The organism is Streptomyces sp. NPDC001868, assembly GCF_040297125.1.
In the GTDB taxonomy this organism is placed as follows: Bacteria; Actinomycetota; Actinomycetes; order Streptomycetales; family Streptomycetaceae; genus Streptomyces.
The window spans coordinates 298,406-319,808 of the sequence record NZ_JBEOYO010000004.1; the positions used below are offsets into that span (position 1 = coordinate 298,406).

General features: G+C 70.2%; 19 protein-coding genes. 13 read left to right on the forward strand and 6 right to left on the reverse strand.

Annotated features, from left to right (window positions below):
* Positions 1-34 precede the first annotated feature (34 nt).
* Together ABT147_RS07770 and glgX are read left to right on the forward strand one after the other, a co-directional pair.
* Positions 35-550 (forward strand): pep a2, encoded by a 516-nt coding sequence (locus tag ABT147_RS07770; RefSeq protein WP_351403304.1) that lies wholly within the window; start codon positions 35-37, stop codon positions 548-550.
* Complete coding sequence (glgX, locus tag ABT147_RS07775; RefSeq protein ID WP_351403305.1) at positions 547-2,673, forward strand: glycogen debranching protein GlgX; 2,127 nt, start codon at positions 547-549, stop codon at positions 2,671-2,673. Before ABT147_RS07770 ends, glgX begins: the two co-directional genes overlap by 4 nt.
* Positions 2,674-2,699: 26 nt before the next feature.
* On the opposite strand, the gene ABT147_RS07780 is transcribed toward glgX, so the two are convergent.
* Positions 2,700-3,500 (reverse strand): VOC family protein, encoded by an 801-nt coding sequence (locus tag ABT147_RS07780; RefSeq protein WP_351403306.1) that lies wholly within the window; start codon positions 3,498-3,500, stop codon positions 2,700-2,702.
* Positions 3,501-3,730: 230 nt separating this feature from the next.
* On the opposite strand from ABT147_RS07780, the gene ABT147_RS07785 reads away from it, so the two are divergent.
* Positions 3,731-5,335, forward strand: a complete 1,605-nt coding sequence (locus ABT147_RS07785; protein WP_502983046.1) for an MFS transporter — start codon at positions 3,731-3,733, stop codon at positions 5,333-5,335.
* A 64-nt stretch (positions 5,336-5,399) separates the two neighbouring features.
* Here the strand turns inward: ABT147_RS07785 and ABT147_RS07790 are convergent, their stop codons facing one another.
* Genes ABT147_RS07790 through ABT147_RS07805 form a run of 4 tightly spaced genes read right to left on the reverse strand, consistent with a single transcriptional unit; the run spans position 5,400 to position 9,569 of the window.
* A complete protein-coding gene (locus ABT147_RS07790; protein ID WP_351403309.1) occupies positions 5,400-6,431 on the reverse strand; it encodes a LacI family DNA-binding transcriptional regulator in 1,032 nt (343 codons plus the stop codon).
* A complete protein-coding gene (locus tag ABT147_RS07795; protein ID WP_351403310.1) occupies positions 6,428-7,333 on the reverse strand; it encodes a carbohydrate ABC transporter permease in 906 nt (301 codons plus the stop codon). The genes ABT147_RS07790 and ABT147_RS07795 overlap by 4 nt, the downstream gene beginning before the upstream one ends.
* The gene (locus tag ABT147_RS07800) at positions 7,330-8,253 is read right to left on the reverse strand and encodes a carbohydrate ABC transporter permease (RefSeq protein WP_351403311.1); all 924 of its coding nucleotides are present in this window, start codon (positions 8,251-8,253) and stop codon (positions 7,330-7,332) included. Before ABT147_RS07800 ends, ABT147_RS07795 begins: the two co-directional genes overlap by 4 nt.
* Positions 8,250-9,569 carry an extracellular solute-binding protein gene (locus ABT147_RS07805; protein WP_351403313.1) on the reverse strand — a complete coding sequence of 440 codons (1,320 nt, stop codon included), beginning with the start codon at positions 9,567-9,569 and terminating at the stop codon, positions 8,250-8,252. The genes ABT147_RS07800 and ABT147_RS07805 overlap by 4 nt, the downstream gene beginning before the upstream one ends.
* Before the next feature lie 185 nt (positions 9,570-9,754).
* Here ABT147_RS07805 and ABT147_RS07810 point away from each other — a divergent pair, with 185 nt between their 5' ends.
* Positions 9,755-11,776: a beta-galactosidase gene (locus ABT147_RS07810; protein ID WP_351403314.1), complete on the forward strand. Its 2,022-nt coding sequence runs from the start codon at positions 9,755-9,757 to the stop codon at positions 11,774-11,776.
* Between the two features lie 209 nt (positions 11,777-11,985).
* Positions 11,986-13,554, forward strand: a complete 1,569-nt coding sequence (locus tag ABT147_RS07815) for a glycoside hydrolase family 53 protein (protein ID WP_351403315.1) — start codon at positions 11,986-11,988, stop codon at positions 13,552-13,554.
* 55 nt (positions 13,555-13,609) lie between these two features.
* Here the strand turns inward: ABT147_RS07815 and ABT147_RS07820 are convergent, their stop codons facing one another.
* Positions 13,610-14,446 (reverse strand): ATP-grasp domain-containing protein, encoded by an 837-nt coding sequence (locus tag ABT147_RS07820; RefSeq protein WP_351403316.1) that lies wholly within the window; start codon positions 14,444-14,446, stop codon positions 13,610-13,612.
* A 109-nt stretch (positions 14,447-14,555) separates the two neighbouring features.
* Between ABT147_RS07820 and ABT147_RS07825 the strand changes: the two genes are divergently transcribed.
* The 8 genes from ABT147_RS07825 to ABT147_RS07860 all read left to right on the forward strand — a co-directional run bounded on the left by ABT147_RS07825 (position 14,556) and on the right by ABT147_RS07860 (position 21,263).
* Positions 14,556-15,524, forward strand: a complete 969-nt coding sequence (locus ABT147_RS07825) for an SMP-30/gluconolactonase/LRE family protein (protein ID WP_351403317.1) — start codon at positions 14,556-14,558, stop codon at positions 15,522-15,524.
* Positions 15,525-15,727: 203 nt separating this feature from the next.
* Positions 15,728-16,201, forward strand: a complete 474-nt coding sequence (crcB, locus tag ABT147_RS07830; protein WP_351403319.1) for a fluoride efflux transporter CrcB — start codon at positions 15,728-15,730, stop codon at positions 16,199-16,201.
* Complete coding sequence (locus ABT147_RS07835; RefSeq protein ID WP_351403320.1) at positions 16,198-16,581, forward strand: DUF190 domain-containing protein; 384 nt, start codon at positions 16,198-16,200, stop codon at positions 16,579-16,581. Before crcB (ABT147_RS07830) ends, ABT147_RS07835 begins: the two co-directional genes overlap by 4 nt.
* On the forward strand, positions 16,578-16,952 hold the full coding sequence (gene crcB / locus ABT147_RS07840) for a fluoride efflux transporter CrcB (RefSeq protein WP_351403321.1): 375 nt from the start codon (positions 16,578-16,580) through the stop codon (positions 16,950-16,952). The genes ABT147_RS07835 and crcB (ABT147_RS07840) overlap by 4 nt, the downstream gene beginning before the upstream one ends.
* A gap of 137 nt (positions 16,953-17,089) precedes the next feature.
* Positions 17,090-17,923, forward strand: coding sequence for an undecaprenyl-diphosphate phosphatase (locus ABT147_RS07845; RefSeq protein WP_328840933.1), 834 nt, complete (start codon positions 17,090-17,092; stop codon positions 17,921-17,923).
* 108 nt (positions 17,924-18,031) lie between these two features.
* Positions 18,032-18,763 (forward strand): FadR/GntR family transcriptional regulator, encoded by a 732-nt coding sequence (locus tag ABT147_RS07850; RefSeq protein ID WP_351403322.1) that lies wholly within the window; start codon positions 18,032-18,034, stop codon positions 18,761-18,763.
* Positions 18,760-20,208 (forward strand): amino acid permease, encoded by a 1,449-nt coding sequence (locus ABT147_RS07855; protein ID WP_351403324.1) that lies wholly within the window; start codon positions 18,760-18,762, stop codon positions 20,206-20,208. The genes ABT147_RS07850 and ABT147_RS07855 overlap by 4 nt, the downstream gene beginning before the upstream one ends.
* 11 nt (positions 20,209-20,219) lie before the next feature.
* Positions 20,220-21,263, forward strand: a complete 1,044-nt coding sequence (locus tag ABT147_RS07860; protein ID WP_351403341.1) for an asparaginase — start codon at positions 20,220-20,222, stop codon at positions 21,261-21,263.
* Positions 21,264-21,403: the final 140 nt, after the last annotated feature.

Below are 21,403 nucleotides of genomic sequence, written 5' to 3' on the forward strand. Positions count from 1 at the left end.
AGGTGGGAGCTTCGCCGGTGAGGAGCCAACGACGATGAAGACCGCAGCATCTCGCTACTACCACCTCGACGTGGAAGTCAGTCCGGAACGGGTCGGACAGGTCAGGCGCATCCTGGCCGCCCACCTACGGTTCTGGGACCTGGAGACCCTCGTCGGGCCCGTCTGCCACAGCGCCGAACTGCTGCTGCGCGCGATCGAGGAGCACGCCACGGACAAGGACACCTCGATCGAGATGTGGTGGAACGGTCAGCACCTCATCGCGGCGGTGGGTGCGAACGACCGGGAGATGCGCCCGGACCGGGAGTTGCGTCCCTGCCTCACCCGTATCGCCGCGCTCAGCGACGGCTGGGGCTGTTGCTCGACGGCCACCGGCAGCACGGTCATCTGGTTCACCCAGCGGGCGCCGGTCGACCTGAGCGTGCCCTTGGTGCCGAGGGCGCCCGAGCCGGCCCTGCGCGAAGTGCTCCAGGTGCCTCGCGAGATGCCCGTCGCCGTGCTCGCCGGTTCGCCCGGCGGCGAGGCGCCGGACGCCTGCGAAGCCGCGCGGTGACCGCGCGGCCGGACCGGACCGGGGTGCCCGTGTGGAGCGGGCACCCCTACCCGCTGGGTGCCTCCTACGACGGCACCGGCACCAACTTCGCGGTGTTCAGCGAGGTCGCCGAACGCGTCGACCTGATCCTCGTGGACGACGACGGCGCCCACCGCTCCGTCCCGCTCACCGAGGTCGACGGCTTCGTCTGGCACGGCCATCTGCCCGGCGTCGGACCGGGACAGCGCTACGGCTACCGCGTGCACGGCCCCTGGCACCCCGCCGCCGGCCACCGCTGCGATCCGGCGAAGCTGCTGCTCGACCCGTACACCAGGGCCGTGGACGGGCAGACCGACAACCACCCCTCCCTCCGCGAACCCGGCGCCGACAGCGCCGGGCACACCATGCTGGGCGTGGTCACCGACCCGTTCTTCGACTGGGGCGACGACCGCCCGCCGCGCCGCCCGTACGCCGACACCGTCATCTACGAGGCGCACGTCCGCGGCCTCACCCGCACCCACCCCGACGTGCCCGCCGAACTGCGCGGCACCTACGCCGGACTGGCGCACCCCGCGGTCGTCGAGCACCTCACCTCGCTGGGGGTGACCGCGATCGAGCTGATGCCGGTCCACCAGTTCGTGCAGGACGGCGTCCTCCAGGACCGGGGCCTCACCAACTACTGGGGCTACAACACCATCGGCTTCTTCGCCCCGCACAACGCCTACGCCGCCCACGGCACCCGAGGCCAGCAGGTCACCGAGTTCAAGTCCATGGTCAAGGCGCTGCACGCGGCCGGCCTCGAAGTGATCCTCGACGTGGTCTACAACCACACCGCCGAGGGCAACGAGAAGGGCCCCACCCTCTCCTTCCGGGGCCTCGACAACAGCTCGTACTACCGTCTGGTGGACGGCGACTGGGGCCACTACTACGACACCACCGGCACCGGCAACAGCCTGCTGATGCGGCACCCGTACGTCCTCCAGCTGATCATGGACTCGCTGCGGTACTGGGTCACCGAGATGCATGTCGACGGCTTCCGCTTCGACCTGGCGGCCACGCTGGCGCGGCAGTTCCACGAGGTGGACCGGCTCTCGGTGTTCTTCGACCTGATCCAGCAGGACCCGGTCATCAGCCGCGTCAAGCTCATCGCCGAACCGTGGGACGTGGGCGAGGGCGGCTACCAGGTGGGCAACTTCCCGCCGCTGTGGTCGGAGTGGAACGGCAAGTACCGCGACGCCGTACGGGACTTCTGGCGCGGTAGCCCCCACACCCTCGGCGAGTTCGCGTCCCGGCTGACCGGCTCCTCCGACCTGTACGAGCACAGCCGGCGCCGCCCCCGCGCCAGCGTCAACTTCGTCACCGCGCACGACGGTTTCACCCTGCGCGACCTGGTCTCGTACAACGACAAGCACAACGAGGCCAACGGCGAGGGCAACCGGGACGGCGAGAGCGTCAACCGGTCCTGGAACTGCGGGGTCGAGGGCCCCACCAAGGATCCGCGCGTCCGCGCGCTCCGCGCCCGCCAGCAGCGCAACCTCCTGGCCACACTGCTGCTGTCCCAGGGCATCCCGATGATCGGCCACGGCGACGAGTCGGGCCGCACCCAGCGCGGCAACAACAACGCCTACTGCCAGGACAACGAGGTCTCGTGGCTCGACTGGCGGCTGGACGCCGAACGCCGCGCACTGCTCGCCTTCACCCGCGACCTCATCGCCCTGCGCGCCGCCCACCCCGTGCTGCGCCGCCGCCGTTTCTTCCACGGCGACACCCCGACCCGCGCCGGCCGGCCGCTGCCCGACCTGGTGTGGCTGCTGCCGGACGCCGAGGAGATGACCGACGCCGACTGGGACCGCGCCGACGCCCACGCCGTGGCCGTCTTCCTCAACGGTGACGCCATCGCCGAACGCGACGCCCACGGCGAGCCCGTCGTCGACGACTCCTTCCTGCTCCTGCTGAACAGCCACTGGGAGCCGAAAGTCTTCCGCCTGCCGGACGCCGCGTACGGCGAGCGCTGGGCGACCCTCGTCGACACGGCCGCCGAGCCGGACGGCGTCCCCGACGAGACCGAGCACAAGGCGGGCGCGGAGATCACCGTCGAGGCCCGGGCGCTGGTGCTGCTGTCACGGCCCTCCCGGGCCGGCTGACCCCCAGGGGCCCGGCCCGGCGGAGGTCAGCGCGCGCTGCGTGACGTGATCGTGAACTGGGCGCCGTCCGGGTCGCGGAGCACCGCCTCGTTCGCGTCCTGCGTCAGGATCGTGCCCCCGTGGTGCTGGGCGGCCTCGACACGGGCCGGCACGTCGGAGACGGAGAAGTGCACCTGCCAGTGCGGGCGGATCGTGGGGTCGGGGGCGGCCTCCAGCGCGCCGGAGCTGATCCGGGCCACGACCTCGCCCTCGCTGCGCAGCACGACCTCGTTGCCCTCGTAGCGGACCTCGCAGCAGCCGGGCCTCTCGGTGGCCCACTCCAGGACCTCGCCGTAGAAGATCGCGGCGTCGAAGGCGTCCCGGGTGTGGAGGCGGATGAAGGCCGGGGCAGCCTTGCGCCAGGTCTCCCAGTCGGTGAACAGCGCGCCCTCCCAGATCCCGAACGAGGCCCCGTGGCGGTCCGCCAGCAGGGCCGCCCGGCCGGGCGGGAAGGAGAGCGGGCCGACCGCGACCGTGCCGCCCCGCTCCCGGGCCCGGGACGCCGCCGCGTCCGCGTCGGACACCGCGAAGTACGGGGTCCAGGCGACCGCCATCTGCCACAGGGTCGCCACCCCCGCGATCCCGGCGACCGGCACCCCGTCCGCCAGCGCGATCCGGAAGTGGTCGCCGAGCTTGGCCGTACGCCATCGCCAGCCCAGTACGGCGGCGTAGAAACTCTCCGTGGCCGGCAGATCCCGGCTGGTGAGGCTCACCCAGCAGGGAGCCCCGAAGACGGAATGGCTGGAGACGACGTTCTCCGCGCCCCGGTGATTGCTGTCGCTGTTCATGGCAGTAGCGTCCTGGTCTCGTCCGCCGGCACACCCCGGCCGCACTCCAGTGTCCAACCGGATCCGGGGCCGGTGCTCGTCGAGTACCCCCGGGTCGGCGTTCCGACGCCGGTGGCACCGCGATCTTCGGACGACCGTTCGGGTGATGACCGGGGTGGCGTGGTCTTACCGTGCGCCACTCGCGCATGCGCCCGGCGGCGGATGAGGGGAGCATTCGGTCCATGGCCGACATGACGGAAAGTTCAGCGCCCGGGCAGGCCGCCCCCGGCTCGGCTCCGCCCCATCAGACCCTCGCTCTCGCGGCGATGATGTTCGCCGTCTCGATGACCTTCATCGACCAGACGATCGTCGCCATCGCCGCCCCGAGCATCGTGGACGAGCTCGGCCTCTCCTCGTCGGGCATGCAGTGGGTGGTCAACGCCTATCTGCTCGCCCTGGCCGCGTTCTTCGCGCTCGGTGGCCGGCTCGCCGACATCCTCGGGCACCGCCGGATGATGGTGATCGGCACCCTGACCTTCGTCATCTCGTCCGTGCTGTGCGGCTGCGTCCCCGACGACAGCTTCGCCGTGGGCTGGCTGATCGTCTTCCGGGCCACGCAGGGCCTGGGCGCCGCCCTGATGTTCCCGGCCGCGCTCGCCGTCGTCGTCGCCGTCTTCCCGGTGGACAAGCGCGGCCGGGCCCTCGCCCTGTTCTTCGGTCTGTCCGGTGCCCTCACCGCGCTCGGCCCGCTCCTCGGCGGCTGGCTCACCGACTGGACCTGGCGCGCGATCTTCTGGGTCAACGTGCCCGTCGCGATCGTCGCCCTCGTCCTGACCGCGCTCGCCCGCATCCCCCACCGGGCCCGCCGTGAACGCCTCGACCTGCCCGGCGCCGTCCTCGTCGCCGTCGGCATGGGCCTCAGCGTGCTCGGCCTGCAACAGGCCTCGGCCTGGGGCTGGAGCAGCTTCGCCACCTGGGCCTGCGTCATCGGCGGCCTGGCCGTCCTCGTACTGTTCTGCGCCTACGAGCTCCGCGTCGACGAACCGCTCATCAAGCTCCATGTCTTCCGCGACAAGGCGTTCAGCGTCGACGCGGCCGTCCTGTTCTTCTCGATGCTCGCCTTCGTCCCGCTGTTCTTCTTCGCCTCGGTGTACGCGCAGGTCTCGCTCAGCGCCTCACCCACCCAGGCCGCGCTGTTCCTGCTGTACTTCTTCATCGGCTTCGCCATCGCCTCCCAGTGGGGCGGCCGGATCCTCGACAAACGCGGCGCCAGGCCCGCGCTGAAACTGGGCACGGCCCTCGGCGCGGTCGGCTTCGCCTTGTGGGCGAACAAACTGACCGACCTCTCGATGCACGACCAGTGGCCCTACGTCGCCCTCGCCGGCGCCGGCATCGGCTTCCTGCTCGCGCCCGCCTCGACCGACGCGGTGAACCGGTCCCTCAACGCCTCCTACGGCGAGGTCACCGGCATCACCCAGACCGTGCGCAACTACGCGGCGGCCGTGGGCCTCGCCGTGTACGGCACGATCCTGACGCATGTGACCACCGACAAGGTCGTCGAGACACTGACGTCCAGGGGAGTGCCGGACGACGCGGCGCGGGACGCGGCCCGTGACATCTCGGAATCGGTCACCGGCAACCCGGACAGCCAGGCACCGAGCGGGGACGGCCCCGTCGGCACGGTGGTGCGCGACTCGATGGACGCCATCCGCATGGACTTCGCCGAGGCCAACCAGTGGGTGTTCTACGGGATGGCCATCGCGCTCGGCATCGGGTTCCTGTGCGCGCTGCGGCACCCGGGCACCCGCGTCACCGAGGAGACACGGACACCCGACCGGGAGCCCGTGCACCACTGACGGCGGCACGGGACCACGGACGGCGGCACAGCCCGGGAACCCGCTCCTCAGGCCGCGCGCCGCCTCACGTCGACTCCCGTCGCACCAGCTCCGTCGGCAGGATCACCGCCGCCGGGTCCTCGCCGCCGATCTGGGCCAGCAGGACCCGCACCATCTCGTTGCTGATGCGGTCGTAAGGCTGGCGGATGGTGGTGAGGGCGGGGACGGCCTCCGTCGCCGCGACCGAGTCGTCGAAGCCGCCCACGGCCACGTCCTCCGGGACCCGGCGGCCCGCCCGGCGCAGCGCCGCGAGAGCGCCCTGCGCCATCAGGTCGGAGGCCACGAACACGGCGTCCATGTCGGGCGCCCGCTCCAGCAGCCGGTCGGTGCCCGCCTCGCCGCTGGCTCGGCTGTAGTCGCCGGAGACGATCAGCCGCTCGTCGATCTCGACGCCCGCCTCGGTGAGGACCTCCTTGTAGCCGGCGAGGCGGTCGACACCGCCGGGCGAGTCCAGCGGGCCGGTCACGACACCGATCCGCCGGCGGCCCAGCGACAGCAGGTGGCGCACCATGTCGCGGGCGCCGTCGCGGTCGTCGGCGGCCACGTAGCTCACCTTGGAGCCGGGAGTCATGGGCTTTCCGCACTGGACGAGGGGGATGCCCGCCTCGCGGAGCTCCTGGGCGACCGGATCCGCGGAGTGGCTGGACACCACCAGCACACCGTCGACGTGGCCCGCCGTGATGTACCGCGTGATCCGGCGCCGCTCGTCCTCCGTGCCGGCCACCATCAGCAGCAGCGGGATGTCGTGCGCGGCCAGTGCCTGGGTGCAACACCGCAGGAGGACATTGAAGTTGGGGTCCTCGAAGAGCTTCTCCTGCGGTTCCGTCAGCAGGAAGCCGATCGAGTCCGAGCGGCCCGTGATCAGCGAGCGGGCGTGCCGGTTCACGACATAACCCGTCCTGCGGATCGCGGCGTTGACCGCCTCGGCGGCCGTCGGGCTGACGTAGTGACCGCCGTTGAGCACGCGCGAGACCGTTCCCCGGGAGACTCCCGCCTCGCGCGCCACGTCGTGAATGGTCGGCGGCTTACGCCTGCCCCCCGTGCTGCTCATGGTCATGACTTTACGGCTCCGGAGAGAAGATCGAGGCTCCAGAACCGCTGGATGACCAGGAAGAGCGCGATCAGCGGGATCACCGCGAGCAGCGCACCGGTGATCACCAGGGTGTAGAGCGCCGGGGTGTTCGCGCCCTGTTCGAGAAGCGTGAACAGGCCGAGCGTGATCGGGAACTTCTCGTCGTCGCTGAGCATGATGTACGGCAGCAGGAAGTTGTTCCAGACGGCCACGAACTGGAACAGGAAGACCGTCACCAGACCTGGCACCATCATCGGCAGCGCGATCCGGGTGAAGATCCGCCACTCGCTCGCCCCGTCCATCCGCCCGGCCTCGACCACGTCGGTGGGCACGGCGGCAGCGGCGTAGATCCGGGAGAGATAGACGCCGTACGGGGAGAGGACCAGCGGCAGCAGCACCGACCAGTAGGAGTCGGCCAAGTCCGCCTTCGCCATCAGCAGGTACTGCGGGATCGCGAGGATCACCGGCGGCATCAGCACGCCCGCCATCAGGACGTTGAAGACGGCCTCGCGGCCCTTGAAGCGGTAGATCGCCAGCGCGTAGCCGCTGATCGCCGAGACGGCGGTGGACAGCAGGGCGCCGAGACCGGCGTAGAGGGCGGAGTTGCCCATCCACTGCCAGTAGATGCCGTCGCGGTAGGCGTTCAGGTCGGACATGTTGTCCGCGAAGCCGGTGCCCGGCAGGAAGGTGAACGTGGAGAACAGTTCGCTGCCCGACTTGGTGGCGGCGATCAGCACCCAGGCCACGGGCAGCAGACAGTAGATCGCGCCCAGCAGCAGGGTGAGCGTCGGGACGAGCGCGATGCGGCGGCGCAGCGGCGGGCCCTGGGCGGTGCCGGGTGTGGTCCCCGCGGCCGGAGCGGCCTTGCGGACGGCAAGAGAACTCATCGTGCTGCCTCCTGCTTGGTACGGGAGTTCGCGGCCCTCAGGAAGCCGAAGGAGAGGACGAGCGTGGCCACGGCGATGATCACCGCACCGGCCGCCGCCGAGTAGATGTCGCCCTCGCCGAAGGCGTCCCGGTGCACCTTCATCAGCGGACTCCACGTCGTGGAGACCGAGTTGGTGAGGGGCTTGAGGGTGGTGGGCTCGCTGAACACCTGGAGCGTGGCGATGATCGAGAAGAAGAAGGTCAGCACCAGGGAGGGCGCCACCATCGGGATCTTGATCCGCAGGGCGATCTGCGACGGGGTCGCCCCGTCCAGCTTCGCCGCCTCGTACACCTCGGTCGGGATCGACTGGAGCGAGGTGTAGATGACGATCATGTTGAAGCCGGTGCCGCCCCAGATCGCGATGTTCGACAGCGCCGCGTACAGACCGCCGCCGTCCAGCAGGTCCGGCTGGGGGAGACCCAGCTTCTCCAGCACGAAGTAGAAGGGGCTGACGTCCGGGAGGTAGAGGAAGCCCCAGAGCAGGGCCGCCACGACGCCCGGGACGGCGTACGGCAGGAAGATCGCCAGCCGGGTGAAGGGGGCGAGCCGCACCTTGTCGCTGTCCAGCATCAGGGCGAAGACCAGCGCCAGACCGAGCATGACCGGGACCACGATCGCGCCGTAGCCGAGGACGCGCAGCGCGCCGTCCAGCAGCTCCGAGTCGGTGAGCGCGTCGGTGTAGTTCTCGAAGCCCGCCCACACCTCGCTCCGCGCCCCCGAGCCGAGGCCGAGCCCCTTGACCTGCACCTTGTGCAGGCTGAGCCAGACCGCGTAGCCGATGGGCAGCGCGAAGAAGAGGGCGAACAGGATCGTCGCGGGGAGGAGGAAGGCGTACGGGGCCCCCTTGACCCCGTACGACCTCCGGCGTGCCGTCGTCACTCCGCGACCTCGAAGCCCTGCTTCTTCATGTCGGCGACCGTGTCGTCCTGCATCGTCTTCAGGGCGGCACCGAAGTCCGACTTGTTCTTGGCGGCGGCGCCGAACGCGTCCTTGAAGGTGGTGTACGCGACGTTCACGTTCGGGCCCCACGCGGAGGGCGCCGTGGTCTTCGCGACCTCGGAGGCGACGGTGTAGAAGTCGGCCTGGTTGGCGAAGAAGGCCGGCGGCTCGGCGAACGCGTCACTGGTCTGCGCGGTGGTGGCGGCCGGGTAGATGCCGCCCTCCTTCGCCAGCGCGGTCAGCGCCTCGGGGTCCGTGTTCAGCCAGGTGGCGAACTTCGCGGCGGCACCCTTGTTCTTGGAGTCCGTGGTGACGGCGGTCGAGGAGCCGCCCCAGCTGCCGGTGGTGTTCTCGGAGGCCGACCACTGCGGCAGCGGCGCCACCTTCCACTTGCCCTCGGTCTCGGGCGCGGCCGTGGTCAGCGTGCCCGGCGCCCATACGGCGCTGACCCAGGCGATCTGCTTGCCGGTGTTGAGCGCCTTGTTCCAGGCCGGGGTGTACATCGGCTGGTTGTCGATGGCGCCCTCCTCGACCAGGCCGCCCCAGAAGTCGGCGACCCGCTGTGTCGCCGCGTCGTCGATGCCGACCTTCCACTTCTGGCCCTCGGTGGTCCACCACCGGGCGCCCGCCTGCTGCGCGAGACCGGCGAAGAGACCGGAGTCGGCGGCGGAGAAGGTGGTGAGGTCGACGTCCGCGTCCTCCTTCTTCAGCTTCCGCGCCGTCTCGGCGAACTCGTCCCAGGTCTTGGGAACTTCGAGGCCGTACTTCTTGAAGAGGTCGTCGCGGTAGTAGAACATCATCGGCCCGATGTCCTGCGGTATCGCGTAGACGGCGTCCGAGCCCAGCGTCGTCTGCTGCCAGACACCGTCGGCGAACTTGCCCTTCGCGTCGCCCGCCTCGCCCGCGATGTCGGCGACCGCGTCGTTGCTGACCAGGGTCGGCAGCGCCTGGTACTCGGCCTGCACCAGGTCCGGGCCCTTGCCCGCCTTGTGCGCGGTGAGGATCTTGGTGACGAGGGTGTCGCCGGAGGCCTGCTTCTTCGCCGTGACGGTGATCTGCTGCTCCTTGCCGGGACCCTTGTTCCACAGGTCCACGACCTTGTCCATGCCCGGCGTCCAGGTCCAGTACGTCAGCTTCGCCGGCCCCGACTGGGCCTCACTGTCGTCGGACCCGCCACAGGCGGCAAGTGTGGTGGCGCCGAGCGTGACCGCGACGGCGGTGGCCACAAAGCGCCGGTGCTTCGTGATGTCGGACATGGATGTTTCTCCCCTGACCTGGGTCCTCGTCTGCTGCGAAGACCGTGCCATGCTTCTGTGAGCGTTCACAGTAGAGAAACATCCCGGACACTTGTCAATGGTTGTTGCTGTGCGGTTATGTTGGGCTCGCACCGCCGAAGCAGTGTGTGCACGTTCCCAAATGATCAACTCAACGGGAGAGATCCATGCCGGAGACCACCCCCACGGGCCTCACCGGGCTCGCCTTCGGTGGGGACTACAACCCCGAGCAGTGGCCGGAAAACGTCTGGCACGAGGACGTCCGGCTGATGCGCGAGGCCGGCGTCACGATGGTGAGTGTCGGCATCTTCTCCTGGGCCCTGCTGGAGACCTCGCGCGGCACGTACGACTTCGACTGGCTCGACCGGCTGCTCGACCTGCTCCACGAGAACGGCATCCGCGTCGACCTCGGCACCCCCACCGTCGTCCCGCCCGTCTGGTTCTACCGCGAGCGCCCCGAGGCGCTGCCTGTGGCCGCCGACGGCACCCGCTACGAGTTCGGCTCACGCGGCGCCATCTGCCACAGCAACACGGACTACCGGGCCGCGGCCGCCAACATCACCACCAAGCTCGCCGAGCGCTACGCCGACCACCCGGCACTCGCCCTGTGGCACGTCCACAACGAGTACGGCGTCCCCGTCTCCGCCTGCTACTGCGACTCCTGCGCCGCGCACTTCCGCCGCTGGCTGGAGCGGACGTACGGCACGGTCGACGCGGTCAACGAGGCCTGGGGCACCGCCTTCTGGGGCCAGCACTACACCGACTTCGCGCAGATCAACCCGCCGCGTGTGGCCCCCACGGTCGGCAACCCCGGACAGACCCTCGACTACAAGCGGTTCGCCGACGAGACCATCCGCGAGAACTTCATCGCGGAGCGCGACATCCTGCACCGCCTCGCCCCCGGCATCCCGGTCACCACCAACTTCATGACCGCGCTCAGCCAGTGCGACTCCATCGACTACTGGGCCTGGGGCCGCGAGGTCGACCTCGTCACCAACGACCACTACCTGATCACCGACGGCCGCCGCACCCACGTCAACCTCGCGATGGCCGCCGACCTCACCCGCTCGGTCGGCGCCGGCGCCCCCTGGCTGCTCCTGGAGCACTCCACCTCGGGCGTCAACTGGCAGGCCCGCAACCCCGCCAAGGCCCCCGGGCAGATGGCCCGCAACTCCCTCGCCCATGTGGCGCGCGGCTCCGACGGCGCCATGTTCTTCCAGTGGCGGCAGTCCCGGCGCGGCGCCGAGAAGTTCCACTCGGCGATGCTGCCGCAGGCCGGCACCGAGTCGAGGGTCTGGCGCGAGGTCGTCGAACTGGGCGCCTCCCTCGACTCGTTGAGCCAGATCCGCGGCACCCGGACCGTCGCCGACGTGGCCGTCCTGTGGGACTGGCACTCCTGGTGGGCGCAGAACCTCGCCTGGCGCCCCAGCGAGGACCACGAGGCTCGCGAACGCGCCGACGCCTTCTACGAGGCCCTCTACGACAGGCACCTCACCGTCGACTTCGCCCACCCGGAAGCCGACTTGTCGGCCTATCCCCTTGTCGTCGTTCCCGCCCTGTACCTGATGACCGAGGCGGCGGGCGACAACCTCAAGGCGTACGTCGAGAACGGCGGCACCCTCGTCGTCTCCTACTTCTCCGGGATCGTCGACGAGCACGACGCCGTCCACGAGGGCCCGTACCCCGGCGCCCTGCGGGACGTACTCGGCCTGACCGTCGAGGAGTTCTCACCGCTGCTCGGCGGCGAGAGCGTGCGGATCACCGGCCCCGACGGCTCCGAACTCACCGGTGACGTGTGGACGGAGTTCGTGGTGACGCGCGGCGCCGAACCCGTGTGGACGTACGCCGACGGGCTCGCCGCCGACCGGCCCGCCGTCACCCGGCACCGGCTCGGCGAGGGCTCCGCCTGGTACGTGTCGACCCGCCTCGACGCGCACGGCCTGGACGCGCTCCTCGGCTGGGCCGCCGACGACGCGGGCATCGCGCCCCGCGCCGATCTGCCGCGCGACGTCGAAGTGGTGCGCCGCGCGGGGGAGTCGGGCGACTTCCTCTTCGCGATCAACCACACGGCGCTCGACGCGAAGGTGCCGCTGGACACGGCCGGCACCGAACTCCGCACCGGCGAACGCGCGGCGGGCCGCCTCGCCGTACCCGCCGGGGGCGTCCGGGTCGTACGTCTCGACGCCTGAGCACCTCGCACGTCTCGACGTCGGAGCACCACGTACGCCTCGATACCTGATCACCCCGTACGACCCGACGCTCGACCACCACCCCCGAACACCGGCCGGATCTCTGGGGACATCCGGTCGGTAACGGCGGCGCCGCGCCCACGGCCTTCGGGTGCGGCGCCGCCACAGCACCGCGCAACCGGATCCCCACCTTCGTCGAAGGGACGACGATGTTCCACGCGAGACGCGCCCTCAGGGCCCTGCTGATACCGCTGTTCGCAGGCCTGGCGCTCACCACCCTGCCCGCCACGTCGGCCTCCGCCGCCTCCACGCTCACCAACGGGGGCTTCGAGTCCGACGGCACCGGGACCGCGACGCCGGCCGGCTGGTCGACGTACTCGGCGGCCGGGCAGAACTCCGCCTCCTTCACCGAGTCCGGTGGCCACGGCGGCAGTTACCGCCTCTCCCACTACTCGGCCTCGGCCTACAAGGTGGAGACCTACCAGTACCTCTCCGGCCTCACCAACGGGAACTACAAGCTCACCGCGTGGGTGCGCTCCGGCGGCGGCCAGAACTCCGCGTACCTCGCGCTGAAGAACTGCGGCAGCGCCGAGCAGCGCACCGACATCCCGGTCTCCTCCAGCGGCTGGATCCGGATCGTCACCTCGATCGCGGTGACGAACAACCAGTGCACGATCAGCGTCAACTCCGACGCCAACGCCGGGAACTGGATCAACGTCGACGACCTGACCTTCGCGTCCGGTACGACGGGCCTGTCCATCAAGGGCTCCGACGTGTCCTCGCTCATCAAGAGCGAGGCGAAGGGCGGCGTCTACAAGAACAGCTCCGGCACGACAGGGGACGCGCTCGCCATCCTCAAGAGCGCCGGGCAGAACTACGCGCGGGTCAAGGTCTGGGTGAACCCCGCCGACGGCTACAACAACAAGACACGCGTGCTCGCCGCCGCCAAGCGCGTCAAGGCGCAGGGCATGAAGCTGCTGGTGGACTTCCACTACTCGGACACCTGGGCCGACCCGGGCGCGCAGACCGTGCCGTCCGCGTGGAGCGGGCACTCCTACAGCCAGTTGAAGACGGACGTCTACAACCACACCTACGACGTCCTCAACGCCCTCAAGTCCCAGGGCACCACCGCCGACATGGTCCAGGTCGGCAACGAGATCAACGGCGGCATGCTGTGGTCGGCGGGCTCCACCTCCAACTGGTCGCAGCTCGCAGGACTGCTCAACTCCGGCTACGACGCCGTCAAGGCGGTCAACTCCTCCACCCAGGTCGCGCTGCACCTCGCCAAGGGCGGCGACCTGTCCGGCACCCGCTGGTGGTTCGACAGCGCGGTCTCCAACGGTGTGAAGTTCGACGTCATCGGCCTGTCGTACTACGGCTACTGGCACGGCACGCTCGCGGACTTCCAGACGACCCTGGACGACGCGGCCTCCCGCTACGCCAAGCCGGTGTTCCTCGCCGAGACGGCCTACCCGTTCCGGCTCGACAGCGAGGACGCGCACGAGAACATCATCGACCTGAGCGGTGAACTCGTGTCCGGTTACCCGGCCACGACCGCCGGTCAGACGCGGTGGATGAAGGACGTCGCGAGCATCGTCGAGGCCGTCCCGAACGGGCGTGGCCTCGGGATCTTCTACTGGGAGTCGACCTGGACCGCACGCACCGGCAACGGCTGGGACCCGACCGACTCGTCCTCCGGGAACGGCTGGGAGAACCAGGCGCTGTTCGGCTATGACGACAGGGTGCTTCCGGCGGTGGCGTGGTTCAGCCACCGGTAGCGCTCCCCGTCCATGAAGGGGGCCGTACGCCTCGGCGTGCGGCCCCCTTCGGTCGTCAGGAGGCGACCGTCGTGTCCAGGAAGCGGTGCAGCGAGGCTGTCATGGCGTCCACGAACGCGTCCCGGACCTGCTCGGACACCCGGTCCAGGGAGAGATACGGGTTGAGGTCCTCCAGCTCGACCAGGAGGAGGTCGCCCTCCCGGGTGCGGCAGGCGTCCACGCGTTGGATGCCGTGGTCGAGGGTGTTCCAGTCGATGAAGCGCCGGGCGAAGCCGAGGTCCGCCTCCGTGGCCTCGTAGGGCTCCAGGACCCAGCGGCGGTCGGGGTCCGGTGCGTACAGGGCGTACTGGAAGCTGTCGTCGACGTAGTAGAACGACACCTCGTAGCGGAAGTCGACGCGGGGCTGGACGAGGATGTCACCCCAGGTCAGGCCCGCCAGTTCGGCGCCGGTCACGAAGCGCAGGCCGATCGAGTCCGCGCCGGCCTTCGGCTTCACCGCGTACGAGACGGTGTCGGGCAGGTGCGTCCGGTCCTCGGGCCGGTCGACCGTGGGGATGACCGGGTACCCGGCCCGGGTGAGGTCCAGCAGGTACCGCTTGCCGGTCATGTCGGCCCGGCCGGTCAGCGGGTTGTAGACGGGGGTGCCGAGTGCCGTCGCCCGCTCGCGGAAGGCGTCGTACGCCTCCTGGTAGTGGAGCACGGGACCGCTGTTGCGGACCACGACCGCGTCGAAGCCGTCCATCAGCGCCGCCGCGTCCAGCGGGTGGCACAGGGCGAGGTCGAACTCCGCGCGCAGCCGGGAGGTGAGGAAGACGTCCTCGTCGCCGTAGCGCCGCCCACGGGCCGGGTAGGCGAGGTCGGTGACGTACAGCAGGCGGGGGCGGGCGGGCACGGTGTTCTCCCTGGTCGGTGACGGACAACTTAACCCGAGGTCACGAGGGACGGCCCGGCCGCCTGCCAGGATGGACCGGCGGGGGCGGACGGACGATCGGGAGGCGGACATGAGGGACGCGAGGGGTGCCGGACTGGTACCGGAGGTGTTCGTCGGGATCGGCGGACGCGGACCCGAGGATGTGATCGCCGACGAGCGCGGACGGGTACTGACCGGTGTCGAGGACGGTCGCGTCCTGCGGGTGGACGGGCTCGCGGAGCCGGGACGGGCCCGGGTCGAGACGATCGCCGAGACCGGCGGCAGGCCGTTGGGTCTCGAACTCCTCCCGGACGGTGACCTGTTGGTGTGTGACGCCGAGCGGGGCCTGTTGCGGGTCGCGACCGGCGACGGCACCGTGCGGGTGCTCGCCGACGAGGCCGAGGGTGAGCCGCTGCGGTTCTGCAGCAATGTCGTGGTGCTCTCCGACGGGACCGTCTACTTCACGGTCTCCAGCCGCCGTCACCCCCTCCACCAGTGGATCGGTGACATCGTCGAACACACCGGCACCGGGCGGCTGTTGCGGCTCGCGCCGGGGGAGGGGACGCCCGAAGTCGTCCTGGACGGGCTCCAGTTCGCCAACGGCCTCGCGCCCTCCGCCGACGAGTCGTTCCTCGTGGTCGCGGAGACCGGCGCCCGCCGGCTCACCCGCGTCCACCTCACCGGGGCGAGGGCCGGCACGAGCGAGCCCTTCGCCGAGGATCTGCCGGGCACACCCGACAACATGTGGCGCGATCCGCAGGGGTTGATGTGGGTGGCCCTCGCCGGACCCCGTATCGGCGCCCTCGACCGTCTCCACCGCACCGGCCCGGCCGTACGCCGTGCCGCGAGCCGGGTCGCGGTACGGGCACCGTTCCGCCCTCTGGGGTTCGCCGGGGTCGTGGCGGTCGACGAGGAGGGGCACGTCGTGCACACCCTCGTCGACCGCCACTCCCGCTTCCGCATGGTCACGAGCGCCTGCGTGGCCGAGGGCCGTCTGATCCTCGGGAGCTTGTGGGAGCGGGGGGTCGCGGTGTGCGAGCTGCCGGGAAATGCCGACTGAGGCGGGGCCGCCGGCTCAGCCATCGGGCGAGTGCGGGGCGGGGGACGGCCGAGTTACGCTGTTGACCGGCCGCGAGCCCACTCGCGGCGCGGCGGTGGGGCCCGCCGTACCCGAACCGCGGCAATCCGCCGCCAACGGTCCCTGCTTGTGACGGAGCCCGCCCGGCCTGCGACCGGGCACCGCCGAGTAGGAGACGCACACATATGACAGTTCCGCACTCCGACGGGGCTCAAGCCTTGGAATCCCCCGTCGCCGCTCCTTCCCGGGCTGCCCCCTGGCACGACCAGGCACCCGTGGTCGCGGTCGTGGCGGTTGGCGGCGGCATCGGCGCGGCGGCCCGCTACGGCGCGTCGCTCATCTGGCCCGCGCAGCCCGGTGGCTTCCCCTGGAGCATGTTCGGGGTGAACGTGGCCGGCTGCTTCCTGATCGGCCTCTTCATGGTCGTGATCACGGACATCTGGGCCGCCCACCGCCTGGTACGGCCCTTCTTCGGCACCGGCGTACTGGGCGGCTTCACCTCCTTCTCGACGTACGCCGTCGACATCGAGCGGCTGGTCGACGAGAGCCACCCGCGCACCGCCCTCGCCTACCTCGCCGCCACCCTCCTCGCCGCCCTCACGGCGGTCTGGCTCGCGGCGACGACAGCACGCCTGCTTCTCGCATGGAGGCGACGATGACAAGCACCGGACGGACACGGCCCAGCGGTCCCGCCCTCCGCCTCACCGTTCTGATCGGCGAGCACGACACCTGGCACCACAAGCCGCTCTACAGCGAGATCGTGCACCGGGCGCACGCGGCCGGCCTCGCGGGCGCCAGCGTCTTCCGGGGCATCGAGGGCTTCGGCGCCTCCTCGATCGTCCACACCACACGTTTGCTCTCGCTCAGTGAGGACCTGCCGATCGCGGTGACCGTCGTGGACACGGAGGATCGCGTACGGGCGTTCCTGCCGCAGTTGGACGAACTGGTCATCGAGGGGCTGGTGATGCTCGACACCTGTGAGGTCGTCGGCCGGACCGGGCCCACCGAAACACGTGAGGAAGGTAAGAGGTCGTCGTGAACTGGGCGCTCGTCATCGTCGGCGGAATGGTTGGCGCGCCTCTGCGCTACCTCACCGACCGCGCCGTGCAGTCCCTTCACGACACGGTCTTCCCGTGGGGCACGTTCACCGTGAACGTCGCCGGTTCCCTGGTCCTCGGCGTCCTCACCGGCGCCGTGACCACCGGTGCCGCCACCTCCCACCTGCAACTTCTGCTCGGCACCGGTCTTTGCGGGGCGCTCACCACGTACTCGACCTTCTCGTACGAGACCCTGCGCCTCGCCCAGGACGGCGCACGCTTCCACGCCGTCGCCAATGCCGTCGGGAGTGTGGTGGCCGGGCTGGGCGCGGCTTTTGTGGGGATGGCGTTGGCGGAGGCCCTCTGGGCGTGAGCGCGGGCGCTTACCCGGCTGTTGTACGACTGCCTCCACCGGTGCGACCCCGCGGCCGTGCCCGGGTACGTCTGACCGGCGTCGCCCGTTGTGCCCGCACGTATCCGTCATGCCCCAGCCGAGCAGAACTGGACCCCATGAGCACCATCACCGTCGGTCAGGCCGTCGTCCTCGGAGCGGTGGAGGGGGTGACCGAGTTCCTGCCTGTGTCCTCCACCGGGCATCTGAAGATCGCCGAAGGGCTCATGGGGATCCAGGTCGAGGACAAGGCGGTCGTCGGGTTCTCGGCGGTCATCCAGGTCGGCGCGATCGCGGCGGTGCTCGTCTACTTCCGCGGGGACATCGTTCGGATCGGCTCCGCCTGGTTCCGGGGGCTCTTCCACGCGGCGGAGCGGCAGGACCGCGACTACCGGTTCGCGTGGTGGGTGATCGCCGCGACGATCCCGATCGTGGTCGTCGGGCTGGCCGCCAGGTCGCTCATCGAGGGGCCGCTCGCCTCGCTGTGGGTGGTGGCCGGTTCGCTGATCGCCGGCAGCGGGGTGATGTGGGTCGCGGAACAGGTCGGCCGGCGCCGGCGCGCGGAGGAGGACACCCGGTTCCGGGACGCGATGCTCGTCGGCGGTTCGCAGATCCTCGCTTTGCTCTTCCCGGGTTTCTCCCGCTCCGGAGCCACCATGTCCACCGCGCTGCTGCTCGACCTCGACCGGGTCGCGGCCACCCGGCTCTCCTTCTTCCTCGGCATCCCGGCCCTCACCGGCGCCGGGCTCTACGAACTGAAGGACGCCCTCGGTGCGGGGGTGGGCGCGGCCCCGCTGATCGTCGGCACCACCGTCTCGTTCGCGGTCGCGTACGCCTCCGTCGCCTGGCTGCTGAAGTTCGTGACCAGGCACTCCTTCAACGTGTTCGTGTCCTACCGGATCGTCGTCGGGGTCCTCCTCTTCGGGCTGCTCGGCGCGGGTGGCCTCAGCTGACAGCACACGTCGCAGGCGCCACGTGCTGATCCACGACCGCCCGTGACCTGGAAGATCGAATCCCGGACCCCTTGACAGCCCCCTCCCGTCACCCGCAGGATCACCCCCGTGAACCTGTCAGACAGCCAGACAGGTGGCTCGGCACCCCGGCGCGTCAGCGCCATGGAAGCGGTGCTCACCCACCTTCGCGACGCCATCGAGCGCGGCAAGTACGCCATCGGGGAGAAACTCCCCTCGGAGGCGGAGCTGTGCCGACAGCTCGAAGTGAGCCGTCCGGTGCTCCGCGAGGCACTGCGCGCGCTCCAGGTGATGGGCCTGACCCAGTCCCGTACCGGCAAAGGCACCTTCGTGATCGCGAACGCCGTCGAGGACCCCACCTTCGGCGACTACGCGGCGAGCGACCTGCTCGAAGTGCGCCGGCATGTGGAGATCCCGGTCGCCGGGTACGCGGCGGTGCGCCGCACCCCGGAGAACCTGGACCACCTGGCCCATCTCCTGGACCGGATGGAGCGGGAGACCGACACCACCGCCTGGGTCGCGATGGACACGCTCTTCCATCTGGCGGTGGCCGAGGCCGCCCAGAACCCGGTGTTCCGCCGGGTCATCGAGGAGATCCGGGACGCACTGGCCCGCCAGTCGGCCTTCCTCAACGAGCTGGGCGGCCGGCGCGAGCAGTCCAACCGCGAGCACCGGGCCATCGTCGAAGCGCTGATCGACGGTTCCGAACACGACGCGGTGGAGGCCATGTCCCACCACCTCGACCGCGTCGAGACCACCCTCACCGACATCGTGCGTTCCCCGCGCACGGACAGCTCCACGGAAGGCGGACGCGAGACGTGAGCGAGCAGTCCCTCGACAAAGACGTCGTACAGGCAGGACAACCGGCGGCTCATGTCGACGCCGGAGACGCCGGCTACAGCAAGTCCCTGAAGTCCCGCCACGTCAACATGATCGCCATCGGCGGCGCGATCGGCACCGGCCTCTTCCTCGGCGCCGGCGGCCGTCTCGTCGACGCAGGCCCGTCCCTCTTCATCGCGTACGCGGTCTGCGGAATCTTCGCGTTCCTCGTCGTCCGCGCCCTGGGCGAACTGGTCCTCTACCGGCCCTCGTCCGGCGCCTTCGTGTCCTACGCCCGGGAGTTCCTCGGCGAGAAGGGCGCGTACACGGCCGGCTGGATGTACTTCCTGAACTGGGCCACCACCGGTATCGCCGACATCACCGCGGTCGCCCTCTACACCCACTACTGGGGCATGTTCTCCGACATCCCGCAGTGGGTGATCGCGCTCATCGCGCTCGCCGTCGTCCTCGCCGTGAACCTGATCTCGGTGAAGATGTTCGGCGAACTGGAGTTCTGGTTCGCGATCATCAAGGTCAGCGCGCTCGTGATCTTCATGGTGATCGGCATCTTCCTGCTCGTCACCCAGCAGCCCGTCGACGGCCACACCCCCGGCCCGTCCCTGATCACCGACAACGGCGGCATCTTCCCCAACGGCCTGCTGCCCATGCTGCTGATCATCCAGGGTGTCGTCTTCGCCTACGCCTCCGTCGAACTGGTCGGCGTCGCGGCGGGAGAGACCGAGAACCCCGAGAAGGTCATGCCGAAGGCGATCAACTCGATCATGTGGCGCGTCGGCCTGTTCTACGTCGGCTCCGTCCTCCTCCTCGCGATGCTGCTGCCCTGGTCCTCCTACAAGGCGGGCGAGAGTCCCTTCGTCACCGTGCTCTCCAACATCGGCATCCCGGCGGCCGGCGGCATCATGAACCTGGTCGTGATGACCGCGGCCATGTCCTCGCTCAACTCGGGCCTGTACTCCACCGGCCGCATCCTGCGCTCGATGGCGATGGCCGGCTCCGCCCCGAAGTTCACCGGCGTGATGAGCCGCAGCCAGGTCCCGTACGGCGGCATCCTGCTCACCAGCGGTATCTGTGTCCTGGGCGTCGGACTGAACTTCGTGGTCCCCGCCGACGCCTTCGAGATCGTCCTCAACTTCGCCGCGATCGGCATCATCTGTACCTGGGGCATGATCATGATCTGTCACCTGGTGTTCTGGCAGAAGACCGAGAAGGGCGAGCTGACCCGGCCGAGCTACCGGCTGCCCGGCTCCCCGTGGACCGAACTGGTGACGCTGTTCTTCCTGGCGTCGGTGCTGGTCCTGATGTACGCGGACGGCGGCGCCGGCCGGACGACCGTGCTGTGCCTCCCCCTGATCGTATTGGCGCTGGTGCTCGGCTGGTTCGGCGTACGTCGCCGGGTAGCCCAGCAGTCGGCCGGAGTGAAGAAGTGAAGCAGGCAGTGATGTACGACCCCACGACCACCGGCGCCGCGGCGATCCCTGCGTCTCCGGTGGCCGCGGCCCCCGCGATCCGGGAACCGCTCCACGCCCCCGTCGCCCACCTCGTACGCGGAGGTGTCATCGAGGGCATCCACTACGGCTCCGTCGTGGTGCTGGGTGCCGACGGGGAGGTGGAACTCCAACTCGGCGACATCGAGGCGGCGTTCTACCCCCGGTCGGCGCTCAAGCCGGTCCAGGCCGTGGCGATGCTGCGCGCCGGACTGCCCCTGGACGGCGCACTGCTGTCCCTGACCGCGGCCAGCCACTCCGGCGAGGAACGCCACCTCGCCGGAGCCCGGCAGATCCTGGAACTGGCCGGGGCGACCGAGGACGACCTGCGCAACGTCACCGACATGCCGTACGACCCGGCCGTCCGGGACGTGTGGATACACGAGGGGAGGCAGCCCTCCCGTCTCGCGCAGAACTGTTCCGGCAAGCACGCGGCCATGCTGTACACCTGCAAGCTCAACGGCTGGTCCCTGGAGGACTACCTCGACCCGGCCCACCCGTTGCAGCAGGCCATCGCCGAGATCGTCGAGGACCTCACCGGGCAGGCCATCGCCCAGGTGACCGTCGACGGCTGCGGCGCCCCCCTCTTCTCCGTCTCCCTGCACGGTCTGGCCCGCGCCCTCGCCCGGATCACCACCGCCGCCGAGGGCACGCCCGAGCGGACCGTCGCCGACGCGATGCGCGAGCATGCCGAGATGGCGTCCGGGGCGGGGCGCGATGTGGCCGAGTTGATGCGGACCGTGCCGGGGTTGCTCACCAAGGACGGCTTCGAGGGGGTCCAGGTCGCCGCGCTTCCCGACGGGCGGGCCGTGGCCGTGAAGATCGCCGATGGGGCGAATCGGGCCAGGGTGCCGGTGACCGCGGCGGCGCTCGTACGGGCCGGGGTCGCGCCGGAGGCTCTCGCCGGGTTCTCGGGTGAGGTGTTGCTCGGGGGTGGGCATGCGGTCGGTCGTGTCAGCGCGGTGCGGGCGCTGGATCCGATGCCGCGTCTGCCCTGACGGTCGGGTGCGTTGTCGGCTTCCGGCCCGGTGGGGCTTCTCGCGCAGTTCCCCGCGCCCCTGAAGGCAACGGCCCCTGCGGGCCGTTGAAAAAGCACGGGGCGCAGCCCCTGCTTTTTCAGGGCCGCGGGGAACTGCGC